The organism is Pseudoclavibacter sp. AY1H1, assembly GCF_002931055.1.
GTDB lineage: Bacteria > Actinomycetota > Actinomycetes > Actinomycetales > Microbacteriaceae > Pseudoclavibacter.
Window position 1 is genome coordinate 230,311 of the sequence record NZ_PSXX01000003.1, and the last position, 13,384, is coordinate 243,694.

At 70.5% G+C, this 13,384-nt stretch carries 14 protein-coding genes and 1 tRNA gene; 6 read left to right on the top strand and 9 right to left on the bottom strand.

The genetic code is table 11. The annotated features are described in order from the left end of the window. The 4 genes from C5E05_RS20515 to C5E05_RS07805 form a co-directional block, all read right to left on the bottom strand. Positions 1 to 1,776, bottom strand: a complete 1,776-nt coding sequence (locus C5E05_RS20515) for an FHA domain-containing protein (RefSeq protein ID WP_258064796.1) — start codon at positions 1,774 to 1,776, stop codon at positions 1 to 3. Positions 1,777 to 1,778: 2 nt separating this feature from the next. After that, complete coding sequence (locus C5E05_RS07795) at positions 1,779 to 2,669, bottom strand: PP2C family serine/threonine-protein phosphatase (RefSeq protein ID WP_258064797.1); 891 nt, start codon at positions 2,667 to 2,669, stop codon at positions 1,779 to 1,781. A 132-nt stretch (positions 2,670 to 2,801) separates the two neighbouring features. Further along, positions 2,802 to 4,559, bottom strand: coding sequence for an ABC-F family ATP-binding cassette domain-containing protein (locus tag C5E05_RS07800; RefSeq protein ID WP_104341573.1), 1,758 nt, complete (start codon positions 4,557 to 4,559; stop codon positions 2,802 to 2,804). A gap of 332 nt (positions 4,560 to 4,891) precedes the next feature. Continuing rightward, positions 4,892 to 4,967, bottom strand: a tRNA-Glu gene (locus C5E05_RS07805). 241 nt (positions 4,968 to 5,208) lie between these two features. Between C5E05_RS07805 and C5E05_RS07810 the strand changes: the two genes are divergently transcribed. Continuing rightward, positions 5,209 to 5,871, top strand: coding sequence for an MBL fold metallo-hydrolase (locus tag C5E05_RS07810; RefSeq protein ID WP_104341574.1), 663 nt, complete (start codon positions 5,209 to 5,211; stop codon positions 5,869 to 5,871). A 51-nt stretch (positions 5,872 to 5,922) separates the two neighbouring features. Here C5E05_RS07810 and C5E05_RS07815 read toward each other — a convergent pair whose 3' ends face one another. The 4 genes from C5E05_RS07815 to C5E05_RS07830 all read right to left on the bottom strand — a co-directional run bounded on the left by C5E05_RS07815 (position 5,923) and on the right by C5E05_RS07830 (position 8,981). Beyond that, positions 5,923 to 6,204 carry a Rho termination factor N-terminal domain-containing protein gene (locus tag C5E05_RS07815; RefSeq protein WP_104298465.1) on the bottom strand — a complete coding sequence of 94 codons (282 nt, stop codon included), beginning with the start codon at positions 6,202 to 6,204 and terminating at the stop codon, positions 5,923 to 5,925. Between the two features lie 68 nt (positions 6,205 to 6,272). Further along, positions 6,273 to 7,154, bottom strand: a complete 882-nt coding sequence (locus C5E05_RS07820) for an SDR family oxidoreductase (RefSeq protein ID WP_104341575.1) — start codon at positions 7,152 to 7,154, stop codon at positions 6,273 to 6,275. Positions 7,155 to 7,329: 175 nt separating this feature from the next. Next, positions 7,330 to 8,550: an MFS transporter gene (locus C5E05_RS07825; protein ID WP_104341576.1), complete on the bottom strand. Its 1,221-nt coding sequence runs from the start codon at positions 8,548 to 8,550 to the stop codon at positions 7,330 to 7,332. Then, the gene (locus C5E05_RS07830) at positions 8,547 to 8,981 is read right to left on the bottom strand and encodes an Lrp/AsnC family transcriptional regulator (RefSeq protein WP_104330679.1); all 435 of its coding nucleotides are present in this window, start codon (positions 8,979 to 8,981) and stop codon (positions 8,547 to 8,549) included. The genes C5E05_RS07825 and C5E05_RS07830 overlap by 4 nt, the downstream gene beginning before the upstream one ends. A 79-nt stretch (positions 8,982 to 9,060) precedes the next feature. Between C5E05_RS07830 and C5E05_RS07835 the strand changes: the two genes are divergently transcribed. Both C5E05_RS07835 and C5E05_RS07840 read left to right on the top strand, forming a co-directional pair. Next, a complete protein-coding gene (locus C5E05_RS07835; protein WP_104341577.1) occupies positions 9,061 to 9,888 on the top strand; it encodes an AzlC family ABC transporter permease in 828 nt (275 codons plus the stop codon). Beyond that, complete coding sequence (locus C5E05_RS07840) at positions 9,881 to 10,204, top strand: branched-chain amino acid transporter permease (RefSeq protein WP_104306192.1); 324 nt, start codon at positions 9,881 to 9,883, stop codon at positions 10,202 to 10,204. The genes C5E05_RS07835 and C5E05_RS07840 overlap by 8 nt, the downstream gene beginning before the upstream one ends. Positions 10,205 to 10,306: 102 nt before the next feature. Here the strand turns inward: C5E05_RS07840 and C5E05_RS20095 are convergent, their stop codons facing one another. Continuing rightward, positions 10,307 to 10,453, bottom strand: coding sequence for a hypothetical protein (locus C5E05_RS20095; protein ID WP_181057770.1), 147 nt, complete (start codon positions 10,451 to 10,453; stop codon positions 10,307 to 10,309). Positions 10,454 to 10,551: 98 nt separating this feature from the next. On the opposite strand from C5E05_RS20095, the gene C5E05_RS07845 reads away from it, so the two are divergent. The 3 genes from C5E05_RS07845 to C5E05_RS20100 all read left to right on the top strand — a co-directional run bounded on the left by C5E05_RS07845 (position 10,552) and on the right by C5E05_RS20100 (position 13,076). Next, positions 10,552 to 12,018: a PLP-dependent aminotransferase family protein gene (locus C5E05_RS07845; protein ID WP_104240593.1), complete on the top strand. Its 1,467-nt coding sequence runs from the start codon at positions 10,552 to 10,554 to the stop codon at positions 12,016 to 12,018. Positions 12,019 to 12,021: 3 nt separating this feature from the next. Further along, entirely contained in the window at positions 12,022 to 12,831 is an 810-nt protein-coding gene (locus C5E05_RS07850; RefSeq protein ID WP_104341578.1) for a Cof-type HAD-IIB family hydrolase, read from the top strand. A gap of 107 nt (positions 12,832 to 12,938) precedes the next feature. Next, positions 12,939 to 13,076 (top strand): hypothetical protein, encoded by a 138-nt coding sequence (locus tag C5E05_RS20100; protein WP_160072589.1) that lies wholly within the window; start codon positions 12,939 to 12,941, stop codon positions 13,074 to 13,076. Positions 13,077 to 13,384: the final 308 nt, after the last annotated feature.

Below are 13,384 nucleotides of genomic sequence, written 5' to 3' on the forward strand. Positions count from 1 at the left end.
CTAGCGCCTCGCCGTCATGGCGAGGTTCCGCACGGTGAGGAACACCCCGCTTCCGAGGTCGATGACCGTGTCCGGCATGACCGCGGTCGGCTCCCCCGCTCGCAGGCGCTGCGGGCCGCGTCCGGGCATGACGACGTCGGTGCCGTTGCGGGAGTGGAGGTCGGTGACGACGATGACGCCGCCCTCGACGGTGAGGAGCACGTGGTTGCGTGAGATGTCAGTGGCGCCGGTCAGCTTGACGTGGCGAGGCAGGACGCCGCCCGTCTGCTCCGCGCCCATGCTGGGCGCCCTTCCGAGCACGAGCGGACCCGCCAGATCGACGGTGGCTCCCGTGGACAGCTCGACGATGTACGACGCCTCTCCCCCGCCGGCGCGCTGCTCTGGCGGGTTCTGCGCAGGCGGGTTCTGCTCAGGCGGGTTCTGCTCAGCTGACGAGTCCGGTGAGACGTCGACGGCGCGCTGCTGCCGCCGCTGATCGGCGGCGTGGGCGGTGAGGGAGGCGAGGTCCACCTCCGGGCGCGTCTCGGAGGAGAGCGCCTGGACGAGCACGGTGTCGGCGAGGTCTCCGCCACGCGGGGCGGACTCGTGGCGGTGGGCGTCGTCGACGCGGAGGTCTCGGAGGGAGCCGCCGACGATCGTGAGGCCGTCGTGCTCCCCGACCTCGTCGAGCGCCGCCGGGACCTCGAGCGCCTCGGAGGCCGGAGGGGTCGCGTGGGCCACAGGCTGCTGGGCGCTGCCGTCCCGGAACTCCTGGCGGGCGGCGCTGCGCGCTGAGGCCTCCTGGCGGATGCGGCTCGCCTCGGCGCTCAGGATCGTGCGACCGTCGTGCTCCCCGACCTGATCCGCAGTGACCTCCGGGTCGAGGATCGGCACGGGGAAGGTCTGGACGTCACGGATCGGTGACTGGTCGAGGATCGGCAGCTCGTCGCGGTCGAGTCGCGGCGCATCGACGCCGTCGTCGGAGCCGGAGCCGGAGTCGGAGTCGGAGCCGGGTGTCGTCGTGGCCTCGGGCGGCAGGTCGAGGATGGTCGCCTCGGAGATGGCGTCGCTGCTATGCCCGCTGTCGCCGATGTGCCTGCTCTCTTCGCCGTCTGGACCTGAAGCCGGGTCCGCGTCCGGACCGTGGGTGCCGCGCGACTCGAGGGCCCGCGAGTGCAGGTTCGGCGTGTCGAGATCCGGGTCCGGGGCGACGACCGTCTCCGGTCCCACGCCCACGGGGGCGCGCGTCTCGGAGATCTCCTCGTCGCAGGCGGCGAAGAGCAGCTGGATCGGGACCTGGTCGAGTCCCCGCCGATCGTTCTCCACCGTGACCTCGACGCCTCGCGCCGACGGCAGGAGCACCTCGACCCACGTCGATGCCTCCCCCGCGCTGATGACGGCCGGTCGGATGCCGACGTGCGGTGCGCTCGGCAGCTCCTCGACGCGGAGGGGGCCCCGCGCGAAGACACGCAGCCCGTTGCCCTCGCGCGTCAGGTAGACGAATGGGGCGACCTCGCTGAGCGGTCCTGTGCCGATGATGGCGGCGAAGACCTTGTCGAGCGAGACGGCACCGTCGGCGAACGCGAGGCGTGCGGCCCCGATGGTCCCGGTCCCCTCGCGGGCGTCACGAGACTCGGGGCTCGACTCCGCGGGGGTCGACTCCGCAGGATGCGACGGGGCAGATTGCGATGGGGCAGGATGCGACGGGGCAGACGGGCGCACCAGAAGAAGGGCATGCCGACGCTGGCGGAAGACCACCGGAGCTTCTGCCTCGACCTCGTGGGGTGCCTCGGTCATGGTTACCTCGGCGTCGTGTCTTCGAAGGTGTCGTCTGCGGCCGGGGCTGCGATCGGCCCCGTCGTGACGGGCGGGCTCGCCGATGCCTGGTCGGCGTTCGCGTACTCGGAGTCGATGACGACGACGCTCACGTTATCTCGTCCGCCGACCTCGACGGCCGTCTGCACGAGCGTCTCCGCGAGGGTCAGCTCCGGTTCCGGATCGGAGTGGTACTCGAGCATGACCTGCGAGATCTGCTCGTCGCTGAGCTCCTTCGTGAGTCCGTCGGAGCAGACGAGGAAGACCTGATGGCCGTGCACGGGCATGAGCCAGATGTCGGCCTCGACGTCGCTCTCGGAGCCGACCGCCCGCGTGATGACGTTCCGGTCGGGGTGGATGAGCGCATCCGCTGCCGAGATGAGGCCCATGGCCACCATCTCCTGCACGGCGGAGTGGTCGACGGTCACCTGCACGAGCGCGCGACCGTTCCAGCCGTACACGCGGGAGTCGCCGACGTTGAAGATCATCCAGTGCAGCAGCTCGGCGCCGAGGTCGGCGAGGTCGACGAGGGCGATGCCGGACAGCGTGGTTCCCGCCACGGCGCCTGGCCCGTCGGCTTCGGTCACGAGGTCCTGCACGGCACGGTTGGCGCGGTCGATGGTGCGCAGCACGCGGTCCGGGGTTGCCGGCTCCTCGACCTGGAACTCCTCGTCGAAGGTCGCGACGACGGTCTGGCTCGCGCGGTCGCCGTAGGCGTGACCGCCCATTCCATCTGCGACGAAGAAGACGGGCATGCGCGCCAGCACGGAGTCCTCGTTCACCTGGCGCACGCTTCCGACGTCGCTGGCGGCGCTCACGCGCAGCGCGACGGCTTCCTCCGCGCGTGCGTACGACGAAGCCAGTTCAGTATTCACAAATAGCACCTCTGGAACTCTGCCCGGGTGGCCTGCCCCGAAGGCACACCTTGTACGCGTAGATCGCGCCTGCGTCCATTGTGGCATTGCGGCGGCGCTGCTGCGAGACCGGCCCGCGACACCGTCGGACTCTCACACCCCGTCCAGGATCGTGCCGAGCCGGTCGAGGCGGATGCGGCGCGTCACGCCGAGCCGTCCCAGGAAGCGCTCATCGTGGCTCACGACGAGCAGCGCGCCACGGTAGTCGCGCAGCGCGTCGACGAGCTGCGCCGTCGACTCCCGGTCGAGGTTGTTCGTGGGCTCGTCGAACAGCAGGAGCTGCGCGGGCGGGGTGGCGAGCAGCAGACGCACGAGGGAGACCCGGAAGCGCTCGCCGCCCGAGAGCGAGGAGACGGGCCGCTCGAGGACGGCGCCTCGCAGCAGGAACCGCGCGAGCTGGGCGCGGAGCTCCTGGGCGGCGGTCTCGGGGGCGGAGCGCTGCACGTTCTCGAGGACGCTCGCGTCGTCGTCCAGCCCGTCGAGGCGCTGGCGCAGGTATCCGACTCGGCTCGTGGACGCCGTGACCCAGGCTCCCCCTCGGGTCTCGATGCGCTCGCCGCCGGCAGCGGCACCGGCACCGGCACCCTCCACGCCGAGCGACTGCGCCGACGCGGCGATCGCGTCGAGGAGCGTGGTCTTGCCGGAGCCGTTCGGACCCGTCAGCGCGATGCGCTCCGGGCCCATGATGACCAGCCGCCCGGCGGCCTCGGGCCGCGCAGGCTCGGGCCGGGCAGGATCAGGGTGCGCCGGGCCGGGCTGCGTCGGTTCGGCGCGCGCGGGGTCAGCGCGTGCCGCTGCCAGCTCGAGCGTCACGAGGCGGCGGGAGGTCGCGACATCCGGGTCCGGGAGGTGGATGCGGATGCTCGCGTCGTCCCGAACTCGCCCCTCGGCGAGCTCCACCGCCGCCTCGGCCCCCGCGAGGCGGGAGTCGTGCTGGCTCCGGAGCCTGCCGGCGGAGACCTGCGCTCGCGCCTTCTGCCCGTTGAGGAGGATCTTGGGCGCGCGCTTGTTGGCCTGCGCCTTCTTCCCCGCGCGCAGGCTGCTCGCGATCTTCGCCTCGGCTTCGCGCCGATCGCGCTGCTCTGACCTCAGGGCGCTCTCCGCGGATCGGAGGGCCTGCGCGGCCGCCGCCTGCTCGCGCTCGAGCTGCAGCAGGTACGCGCTGTACCCGCCGCCGGTCACCGCCAGCTCACCGCCCCTCACCTCGGCGATCTGGTCGACGTGCTCGAGCAGCTCCTCGTCGTGGCTCGCGATGACCAGCGTGCCTCGCCACGATTCGACGAGCGCCGCGAGGCGGTGTCGCGCATCCCGGTCGAGATTGTTGCTCGGCTCGTCCAGCAGCACGATGGGCGCCCTGCCGAGGCGGAGCCCGGCGATGGCGACGAGCATCGCCTCGCCGCCGGAGAGGCCGCCGAGGGTGCGCGTGAGCATCTCCTCGTCGAGCCCTATGGCGCGCAGCTCGGCCGCGGCGAGCGTCTCGATGTCCCAGTCGTCGCCGAGCACGTCGTAGTCGGCGGGGTCGACGGAGCCGCCCTCGATGGCGCGGAGGGCGGTGATCTTGCGATCGACGCCGAGGAGCGCGGCGACGGGAAGCTCCGTGTCGAGGGTCAGCTGCTGCGGCAGGTAGGCCACGTCCGCGTCAGCTCTGACCGCGCCTCCCGTCGGCGCCAGCTCTCCTGCGAGCAGGCGCAGCAGCGTCGACTTGCCGCTGCCGTTTCGGCCCACGAGGCCGGTTCGACCGGGCGGGAAAGCCCCGGTGAGCGCGTCGATGGCCGGGGACCCGTCCGGCCAGCTCAGGCTGAGGCGGTCGAACGAGAGTGGGTGGTTGTTCTTCGGTGTCGTCTGAGACACGGTGCTCCCTGAAGGTTCAGTGCGCGCACTGACACCGGGAGCCTCAGGAGGTGGGTTCGACGGGCGTCAGCGCACAGCGTGCGGTGCGGGGGCGTCGAGAGTCTTCACCGGCCTGCCGATCTTCGGGAACAAGAACGCAAAGATTTTAGCACCGGACCCCGAGAACCGTTCGAGTTCCCGAGAGCACAGCCGGGGCGCACAGACCCGGTGAAGCACAGAGCCCGGCGCAGCAGACAGAGCCCGGCGCAGCAGACAGAGCCCGGCGCAGCACACAGAGCCCAGCCGGAATGCACGAAGCCCGGTGCGAGAGAATTCTCGAACCGGGCTTGTGTTGGTGATCCCAGCGGGATTCGAACCCGCGCTGCCGCCGTGAGAGGGCGGTGTCCTAGGCCGCTAAACGATGGGACCGTTTTGGCAACTCGGATATTCTGGCACACCGGGGAACGGCAAAGCAAATCGGGTTTTCGGAGTCGGCGCGTCGCCCGCCATTCCGGGCCACGACTCGCGCCACGCGCCAGCCGCGCTGCAGGCCGTCCTGCCGGTCCATGATCCGTGGAACGGGCCACCCGTCGAGGAGTCCGTCAGTCACGAGTTGCTAGCGTTGCACTTCGTCTGGGCCTGCACGGGGCCGCCGCCACCAAGGGGGAACATGCGCCTCACCAAGCTCGAGCACGCCGCACTCTCGATCGAGAAGAGCGGCTCGCGTCTCTTCATCGACCCGGGCAAGTTCACGACCCCGATCACTGAGGCGGCCGGGACGGTCGCCATCGTCATCACGCACGAGCACGACGACCACTGGACGCCGGAGCAGCTGACGCGCATCCTGTCCCGGAATCCGAGGACGCCCATCTTCACCACGCCGTCCGCGGCGGAAAAGATCATCGCTGCAGACCTCCCCGACATCGGCGAGGTCATCGACGTCGCTGCCGGGAAATCGGTGCTGGTCGGGGGCTTCGACCTGCAGTTCTTCGGCGGCGAGCACGCCCTCATCCACAGCTCGATCCTCCGCATCGAGAACATCGGCGTGCTCGTGGAACGCGGCGCGCTCTACTACGGCGGCGATGCCTACGTCGCGCCGGAGGGGGTCGACATCGACGTGCTCGCGGTCTGCGCGAACGCGCCGTGGATGCGCCTCGCCGAGTCCATGGACTACGTCGAGCGGGTGCGCCCCAAGCGAGTGCTGCCCGTGCACGAGATGCTGCTGGCCAAGGTCGGCAAGACGCTCGCGGTCACGCGTCTGCGGGAATCCGCGGACCGGGTCGGCGCGAACCTCATCGACCTGCAGCCCTTCGAGACGCTCGAGCTCGACTGACGCCCGGCCCGATGAGCTGATGCTCTCCGGCCCGCACCGGTCGGCCCGGCGTCAGTGATCGCGGAGCAGGTCGATGAGCTCGCTCTTGCGCTTGCCGGAGTATCCGGTCAGCTCAAGCTCCTTGGCCCGCTTCCGCAGCTCATCGACGGTCCAATCCTCGTAGGAGCCGGCTTCCCCGCCCTTCTTGCCGACCTCGCTTCGCCCCTTCCGGGCGGCGGCGTTCGAGATCCTGGCGGCTTTCTCCTTCGAGTTGCCCTCGTCGCGCAGCTTCTCGTAGAGCTCTTCGTCCTTCAGGCTCGGCTGGTTGTCGGCGCCGGACTTCTTCTTGGCCATCGACTGCTCCTCTCGCTCGTGAGCTGACGCTCGCCCTGTGCTCGTGCCCGCTCGCTCGCGGTGCCCGCTCAGAGGTTCTTGCCGCCCGTGACGGCGATGATGGCGCCCGTCGTGTAGCTGGCGTCGTCGGACGCGAGGTAGACGTAGGCGCCAGCGATCTCGGCGGGCTGGCCGGCGCGCCCGAGTGGCGTGTCCTGCCCGAAGCTCGCGAGCTTCTCCTCGTCCCACCCAGTGGCGGGGATGAGCGGCGTCCAGACAGGGCCGGGGGCGACGGCGTTCACGCGCACGCCCTTCGGCCCGAACTCCTTCGCCATGGACTCGGTGAGCGAGACGAGGGCCGCCTTCGTCATGGCGTAGTCGAAGAGCCCATCACTCGGCTCGTAGCCCTGCACCGACGAGGAGAAGATGACGGATGCGCCGGGCGGGAGGTGCGACTCCGCTGCTCGGAGCGTGTAGATGGGCGCCTCGAGGTTCGTCGCGATCACGCGCCTGATCTCGTCGGTCGGGGTGTCGCCGATGCTCGTGCGGTCTCGCTGGTATGCGGCGTTGAGGACCAGCAGGTCGAGGCCCCCGAAGGCGGCGACGGTCGCGTGGACGATCTCGGCGCAGTACTGCTCGTTGCGCAGGTCGCCCGGCAGGAGCAGCCCGGTCTCACCCGCCTCGTTGATGAGGCGCGCCGTCTCCTGCGCATCGGCTTCCTCCTCTGGCAGGTACGAGATCGCGACCTTGGCGCCCTCTCGGGCGTAGGCGATGGCGACGGCGCGGCCGATGCCGGAGTCTCCCCCGGTGATGAGCGCGCGGCGGCCCTTGAGCCTGCCGTGGCCGGTGTAGCTCCGCTCGCCGTGATCGGGGGCCGGGGTGGTCTCGCCCGTGAGCCCGGGCTGCTGCTGCCCCTGGCCGGGGAATCCGCTCTCGCGGAACAGGGAGCGGGGGTCGGTGAGTGCGGTCATCGTGCGCCTCCGTGGGGTCGGTCGTGCGTCGTGACTGGCGGGAGGCTCTCGTGACGAGGTGCGCCCCCGGCCGGGACCGAATCAACGCTAGGGACCGAACGTGGGCATTCACTGACCAGCGGGTGCATGCGCTCCCAGCTTCTTGCGCGGCACGCGCCCCGACCTTCCCGCGCGGCTACCGCGTGCGCCGCACCCCGAACGCGACGATCGCCGCGCATCCGCTTGCCAGGACCGCAACCGCGACGAGCAGCGGGAGCATGCCGAAGGTCGGGGCGAGGGCGGAGAGGATGGCGGGCAGCGCGAAGCCGATGTAGGTGAGCGCGTAGTAGAGGCCGGTGAGTCCCGCGAGGTTGCGGCCGCCGGCCATCGCCTGCACCTCGACGAGCCCCGTGAGCATGCAGACGCCGTAGGAGCCGCCGAGGAGCACCCCGGCGGCGCAGGCGACGAGCGGAGACTGGACGGCGACGTTGGCGGCGACGAGGAGGGTCCCGACGGCCAGGAGCCCGAGCCCCACCGAACCGGAGGCTCCGCCGACGCGGGCGGCGATGCGCGGCACGCTCGGCTGGATGAGGAAGCCGACGGTGAGCGACACGAGCGTGAGGAGGGCCGCGAAGGCGATCTCGAGGCCCCCGAGCCGCTCGACGACGATGGCGGGCGACACGGCGAAGGCCAGCGCCGGGGCGGCGAATACCCACGGCGCCATGGGCACCACGACGGTGAAGAAGCGCCGACGATGCTCGGGCGCGATGACCACGTCCACGAGCGGGCGACGCTCACGTCCCCTTCCCTTCGGGCCAGATCGATCGCCGGCGGTCTCGATGCCGCGAGCCAGCGCGACGGCTGCGGCGCTCGTCAGGACGAGCTGCACGACGTAGGGCGTGATGGTCGGCCACGGGGCCCACTGGGCGAGCACTCCGGCGGCGACCGCGCCGAGCAGGAAGCCCGCCGTGATGGTGAGGGATGCGCGTCTGGCGGTGACGGCTGGCGGCACGGTGCCGGTCGAGAGCTCGCGGATCCACGTGGTTCCGACGACCATCGCGACGGCCACGGAGAGGCCGGAGAGGAGGCGCCCGATCATCATGGCTGTGGGGCTCGCGCTGCCGAGCGCGAGCACGACCGCGGCGGCCACGCTCAGGACCACGGAGACCGCCATGAGGGGCTTCCGCCCGAAGCGGTCGGAGAGGGAGCCGGCGATGAGGAACCCGGGAATCAGCCCGATGATGTACGCGCCGAAGAAGAGGTCGACCTGCAGGGCGGAGTAGCCCTCGACCTTCCGGTAGAGCAGCAGGAGCGGGGTGAACTGGTTGCCACCCCACGCCATCATGAGCACGGCCGGCGCGGCGGCGAGCCACGAGCGCTTGCCGCGCGCGGCAGACGCCGCCGTCGGCTGGGTCATCCCTTGAGCACCTTCATCGTGAAGTGCGAGGTCACCCGGTGGACGCCGGGGAGGCGCCACATCTTCTCGCGGAGCAGCTTCTCGAAGCTCTCGAGGTCGGCCACCTCGACGCGGATCGCGTAGTCGGGCGAGCCGAACATGCGGCGAACCTCGGTGACCTCGTCGAGCTCGACGGCCTGCGACTCGAACGCCTCCACCGTGGTGTGCGCCTGGCTCGTGAGGTCGACGTCGATGAGCACCTTGAAGGCGCGTCCGACCCTGTCGGGGTTCACCTCGGCGTGGTAGCCGAGAAGGACCCCGTCCTCCTCGAGGCGGCGAACTCGGCGCAGGCAGGGCGCCGGGGTGAGCCCCACGCGCTGCGCGAGTTCAGCGTTCGTCAGTCTGGCGTTTCCCTGCAGTTCGCGAACGATTGCGCGATCGATGGTGTCCACACTTGATTATTGCCGAATGTGGCGCCTGGAGGCACGCATCCGCTCTCGGAATGCGCGGCTTCCGTGCCAAGATCTCCGCATGACCACCGCAGATCCAGGAGCGCGCGGCGCCCGCCCGCCGGGATCCGCGGCGCCCCAGACGGACCCTGCCGCGGATCCAACCGCGGGAGCGCTCTTGGGGCCACCCGCCGAGATCCCGGCGACTCGCGGGGAGCGCATCCGGGCCGGACTGCGCGACTCGCTCGCCGCGGGACTCGGAGTGGTGCCGCTCGGCGTGGCGTTCGGCGTGCTGGTCCTGCAGGCAGGCCTGCCCTGGTGGGTCGCCCCGTCCCTGTCGGTGTTCGTGTACGCGGGTTCGATCGAGCTGCTGCTCGTCGGGCTCATCGCCGCGGGCACGCCCATCGCGACGATGGCCCTCACCACGTTCTTCGTCAACTTCCGCCACGTGTTCTACGCGTTCTCGTTCCCCCTGCACCTCGTTCGGGGCCGGCTCGCGCGCCTCTACTCGATCTGGGCGATGACCGACGAGGCCTACGCGATCGTCACGCCCATCCCCCGCGAGCAGCGGTCCGCGACGCGACTGCTCACCCTGCAGCTCGCCCTGCAGACGTACTGGGTCGGCGGGGGCCTGCTCGGGGTGGCACTCGCGAGCGTCCTCCCCGGCGAGATCAAGGGCCTCGAGTTCTCGCTGTGCGCGCTCTTCACGGTGCTCGCCCTCGACGCGATCCGCTCCCGTGACGACGTGCCGTCGCTCCTCATCGCCGGCCTGAGCGTCTCTTTCGGGCTGCTCTTCGTGCCAGGGGCGCCCCTCTTCGCGGCGCTCATCCTCTTCGCCGTCGCGCTCGCGGTGCGCGCGCTCTTCGCCGCGAGACGAGACCGCACGGAGGCACCGGTGAGCGATGTTTGACGCCTGGTGGTTCGTTGTCGCACTCGCGGTGTGCGGCGGCATCACGTTCGGGCTCCGCGCCCTGCCGTTCGTCGCGCTCAAGCCGCTTCGCGACTCCAAGACGGTCCAGCGACTCTCGGTCTGGATGCCCGCGGGAATCCTCGCGATCCTCGCCGCCGTCACCTTCAGCGACTTCGCGAGCGAGCCGCGCACGGCACTCTGGGCGGCGCTCGCGCTGGCCGTGACGGTGGGCGTGCACCTGGGCTTGGGGCGCAGGACGCTGCTCAGCGTCGGACTCGGCACGGCGACCTTCGTCGTGCTCGTCAACCTCTTCTAACCTCTTCTAACCTCTTCCAGTTTCCCGGGCGCTTCCCGTTTTTCCGGGCGCTTCCCGTTTTTCCGAGCCCGGGTCCAGCGGGCACTCCGAGGGCGTCGCTCGCTACCTCGGCTGGCGAGTGTCGTAACTGGACTGGAATGCGCGGTGCCCGTAGCCGTCGCGCAGCATGACGACGAGGGTCGCGGTCACTCCGGCAACGGCGATGGCGGCGACGACGATTCCTGTGATGATGAGCGTGATGAGTTCCATGGGGCCACCTCCGTGACGGTCGACGAGTACTGCAGATAGGCACATCCAATCGCCACATTGGCCTGGCCGTCGCGGTCCACTTGGCGCATACTGGACCCATGGAGTCGACATCTGGTTCTCGCATATCCGCACGCACGCTGCTCTCCTTGGCGGGCGAGCTTCGTGACGACTCGTCCGCCTACGAGGCCCTCGCCGAGCGCATCCGCCTGTTGATCGTCGATGGGCGCATCCCGGTGGGGACGCGCCTGCCCTCGGAGCGCGAGCTGGCTGTGCAGTCCGGGCGCAGTCGCACGACGATCGTGGCCGCCTACCAGTCGCTGCGCGACAGCGGGCATGTGCTGAGCCGGCAGGGTTCCGGGAGCCGGGTGACGCTCCCCCGCCTCGGCAGGCAGGATTACCGCCCGAGCGGCGAGGGAGAGAACTTCGGGGTCGATTTCGCTCGCGCGGTGCCGCCGCCCGTCGAGGGGCTGGCCGAGATCATCGCGGACGCCGCGAGCTCGATGCCGCTTGCGCTCGGCGCCCCCGGTTTCGACCTCCTCGGCACCCTGTCGCTGCGCTCGGCGATCGCCGAGCGCTACACGGCGCGCGGGCTGCCGACGACGCCCGAGCAGATCATCGTGACGATGGGCGCCCAGCACGCGATCTCGCTGACGGCCCACACGCTCCTCACGCGCTCGGATCTCGTCCTGGTGGAGTCGCCCACGTATCCGCACGCCTACGAGGCGATGCGCCGCGCGGGCGCTCGACTCATCGCGACGCCGGTGACCACTGGCGGCTGGGAGATCGAGCACGTCATCGAGACGATCGAGCGGATGCGCCCCGCGCTCGCGTACCTCATCCCCGATTTCCACAACCCGACGGGCGCGTCGATGCGGCCGGAAGACCGGGTGCGCGTGACGGAGGCGGCTCGGGCGGCCGGCACGATCCTCGTCGTGGACGAGACGACCGCGGACCTGTCGATCGACCGGCCGTGGGACGACGGCCCGTTCGCTCGTCACGCGCGCGGCGCGTCCCCGTTCTCCGGCTCGGGGGTCGTGACGGTCGGCTCTCTGAGCAAGGCGGCCTGGGCCGGCCTGCGCATCGGGTGGATCCGCGCCGATGCCGCCCTGATCCGCCGCTTCGTGCAGGCCCGTCCGGCCGGCGATCTGGGGACGCCGCAGATCGAGCAGCTCCTCGCGGAGCGTGTCGTGCGGGCGCTTCCGGAGCTGCTGCCCCGGCGGCGCGAGCAGATGCGCCTGCACCGTGACGCCCTGCACGCCGCGTTGAGCCTCCACCTGCCGGAGTGGCACGTGCCGTGGCCAGACGGTGGACTGTCGATGTGGGTGCACTTGGCGCAGCCGGCGAGCTCCGCGATGACGTCCCTGTCGGAGGCGCGCGGCCTGGCCCTGGTCGCTGGTCCGAAGTTCTCCATCGACGGAAGCCTCGAGCGGTTCCTTCGGGTCCCGTTCACGGCACCCGTCGCCGATCTCGAAGCTGGCACGCGGATCCTCGCCGAATCCTGGGCGCAACTCTCGGCGCGCGACGTGCGATCGATGGCGGATACGCGTCTGCCTGAGATGGTGTAGTCCATGGTTCTCTTCCTCAGCGACATCGACGGCACGCTGCTCAGCGCTCAGCGCACGCTCTCTCCACGGACGATCGCGGCGATCGAGGCGGTGCGAGCGGCCGGCCATCACTTCGTGCTGAGCTCGTCCCGGCCCCCGGAGTCGATGCGGGTGCTCGAGCGCCTGTACGGCGGCATCGGCTCGCCGCTCGTTGCCTTCAACGGCGGGCTGGTGCTGTCCGGCGACGGCGAGGTGCGGCACGACGTTGCCATCTCGGCCGCTGATGCGCGCTTCATCGCCGATCACTGCGAGGCGAGCGGCTTGCACGCGAGCTTCTTCGCCGGCGAGCACTGGTATGCGTGGGGTGAGGACGAGTGGACGGACCGGGAGCGCACCCACACGTGGGTGTTCCCGGAGCCCGCCTCGACGTTGGAGTTCGTCGCCTCTGGCGGCGTGGATGTGACGCCGCCGCACAAGGTGATGTGCATGGGTGACCCTGCCCTGGTCGATGCGCTGGAGGCGGCCCTCGCGGACCGTTCGGGCGTCGTGACGTACCGGTCGAAGGACACGTACCTGGAGATCGCGAACGCAGCGTGCTCGAAGGGCACGGGCCTGCTCGCGGTCGCTGACCTGCTGGGGGTGGCGCGGGAGGACCTCTACTACTTCGGCGACAACTTCAACGACCTGCCGGCCTTCGAGGTCGTCGGCCACCCGATCGCCGTTGCGAACGCCCGCCCGGAGGCGCTCGCGGTGGTGGAGTCGGTGATTCCGAGCAACACCGATGACGGTGTCGCGGTGTTCCTCGAAGATTGGCTCGCCGGAAGCGCGGGTTGACCTGGCGCGACCAGTCCACTGACCTTCGGGTGGACCGCGACACGCCCGGGCGTCTCCGATTGGATTGCAGTATCCGGTGTTTGCCGGCAGATCACGGAGGTGGACTCATGGAACTTCTCGCTCTTGGTATCGGGGTTGTGGCGGTTGTCGCCTTCGCGGCGGAGACTGTTCGCGCCGTCCGCAAGGATGGGTACGCGCAGCGCCCCACGCGCTTCGGCTACAACACTCGTCAGCCGCAGCTCTAACAGCAGCTCTCGTCGCAGCTCTCCTCGCAGCACTCATCGCAGCACTTCATCGCGCTGCTGCGCTCTCTCGATTGAGAGGGCTTGGGAGGGTCTTGGTGAGCAAACGGTGCCGCCCTGGTCTTCGTGACCACGGCGGCACTTTCGCGTTTGCGCGCCCTAGCGGGGCCCTCTGAGCCGCGCCGCTCCTCTCCGCGCCAGGCGGTGTCTTCCTGATTCAGACTGTGCCTCTCTGGGCCAGGCGGTGCCTCCCCGACCCAGACTGCGCCTCTCCGGGCCAAACGGTGCCTCTCCGGGCCAGGCCGTCGTGG

What these genes read in the sequence shown, in the direction of transcription:
- C5E05_RS20515 (WP_258064796.1), bottom strand. Translation starts at nt 1,776, where the DNA reads ATGACCGAGGCACCCCACGAGGTCGAGGCAGAAGCTCCGGTGGTCTTC.
- C5E05_RS07810 (WP_104341574.1), top strand. Translation starts at nt 5,209, where the DNA reads ATGCGCCTCACCAAGCTCGAGCACGCCGCACTCTCGATCGAGAAGAGC.
- C5E05_RS07815 (WP_104298465.1), bottom strand. Translation starts at nt 6,204, where the DNA reads ATGGCCAAGAAGAAGTCCGGCGCCGACAACCAGCCGAGCCTGAAGGAC.
- C5E05_RS07820 (WP_104341575.1), bottom strand. Translation starts at nt 7,154, where the DNA reads ATGACCGCACTCACCGACCCCCGCTCCCTGTTCCGCGAGAGCGGATTC.
- C5E05_RS07825 (WP_104341576.1), bottom strand. Translation starts at nt 8,550, where the DNA reads ATGACCCAGCCGACGGCGGCGTCTGCCGCGCGCGGCAAGCGCTCGTGG.
- C5E05_RS07835 (WP_104341577.1), top strand. Translation starts at nt 9,061, where the DNA reads ATGACCACCGCAGATCCAGGAGCGCGCGGCGCCCGCCCGCCGGGATCC.
- C5E05_RS07840 (WP_104306192.1), top strand. Translation starts at nt 9,881, where the DNA reads ATGTTTGACGCCTGGTGGTTCGTTGTCGCACTCGCGGTGTGCGGCGGC.
- C5E05_RS20095 (WP_181057770.1), bottom strand. Translation starts at nt 10,453, where the DNA reads ATGGAACTCATCACGCTCATCATCACAGGAATCGTCGTCGCCGCCATC.
- C5E05_RS07845 (WP_104240593.1), top strand. Translation starts at nt 10,552, where the DNA reads ATGGAGTCGACATCTGGTTCTCGCATATCCGCACGCACGCTGCTCTCC.
- C5E05_RS07850 (WP_104341578.1), top strand. Translation starts at nt 12,022, where the DNA reads ATGGTTCTCTTCCTCAGCGACATCGACGGCACGCTGCTCAGCGCTCAG.
- C5E05_RS20100 (WP_160072589.1), top strand. Translation starts at nt 12,939, where the DNA reads ATGGAACTTCTCGCTCTTGGTATCGGGGTTGTGGCGGTTGTCGCCTTC.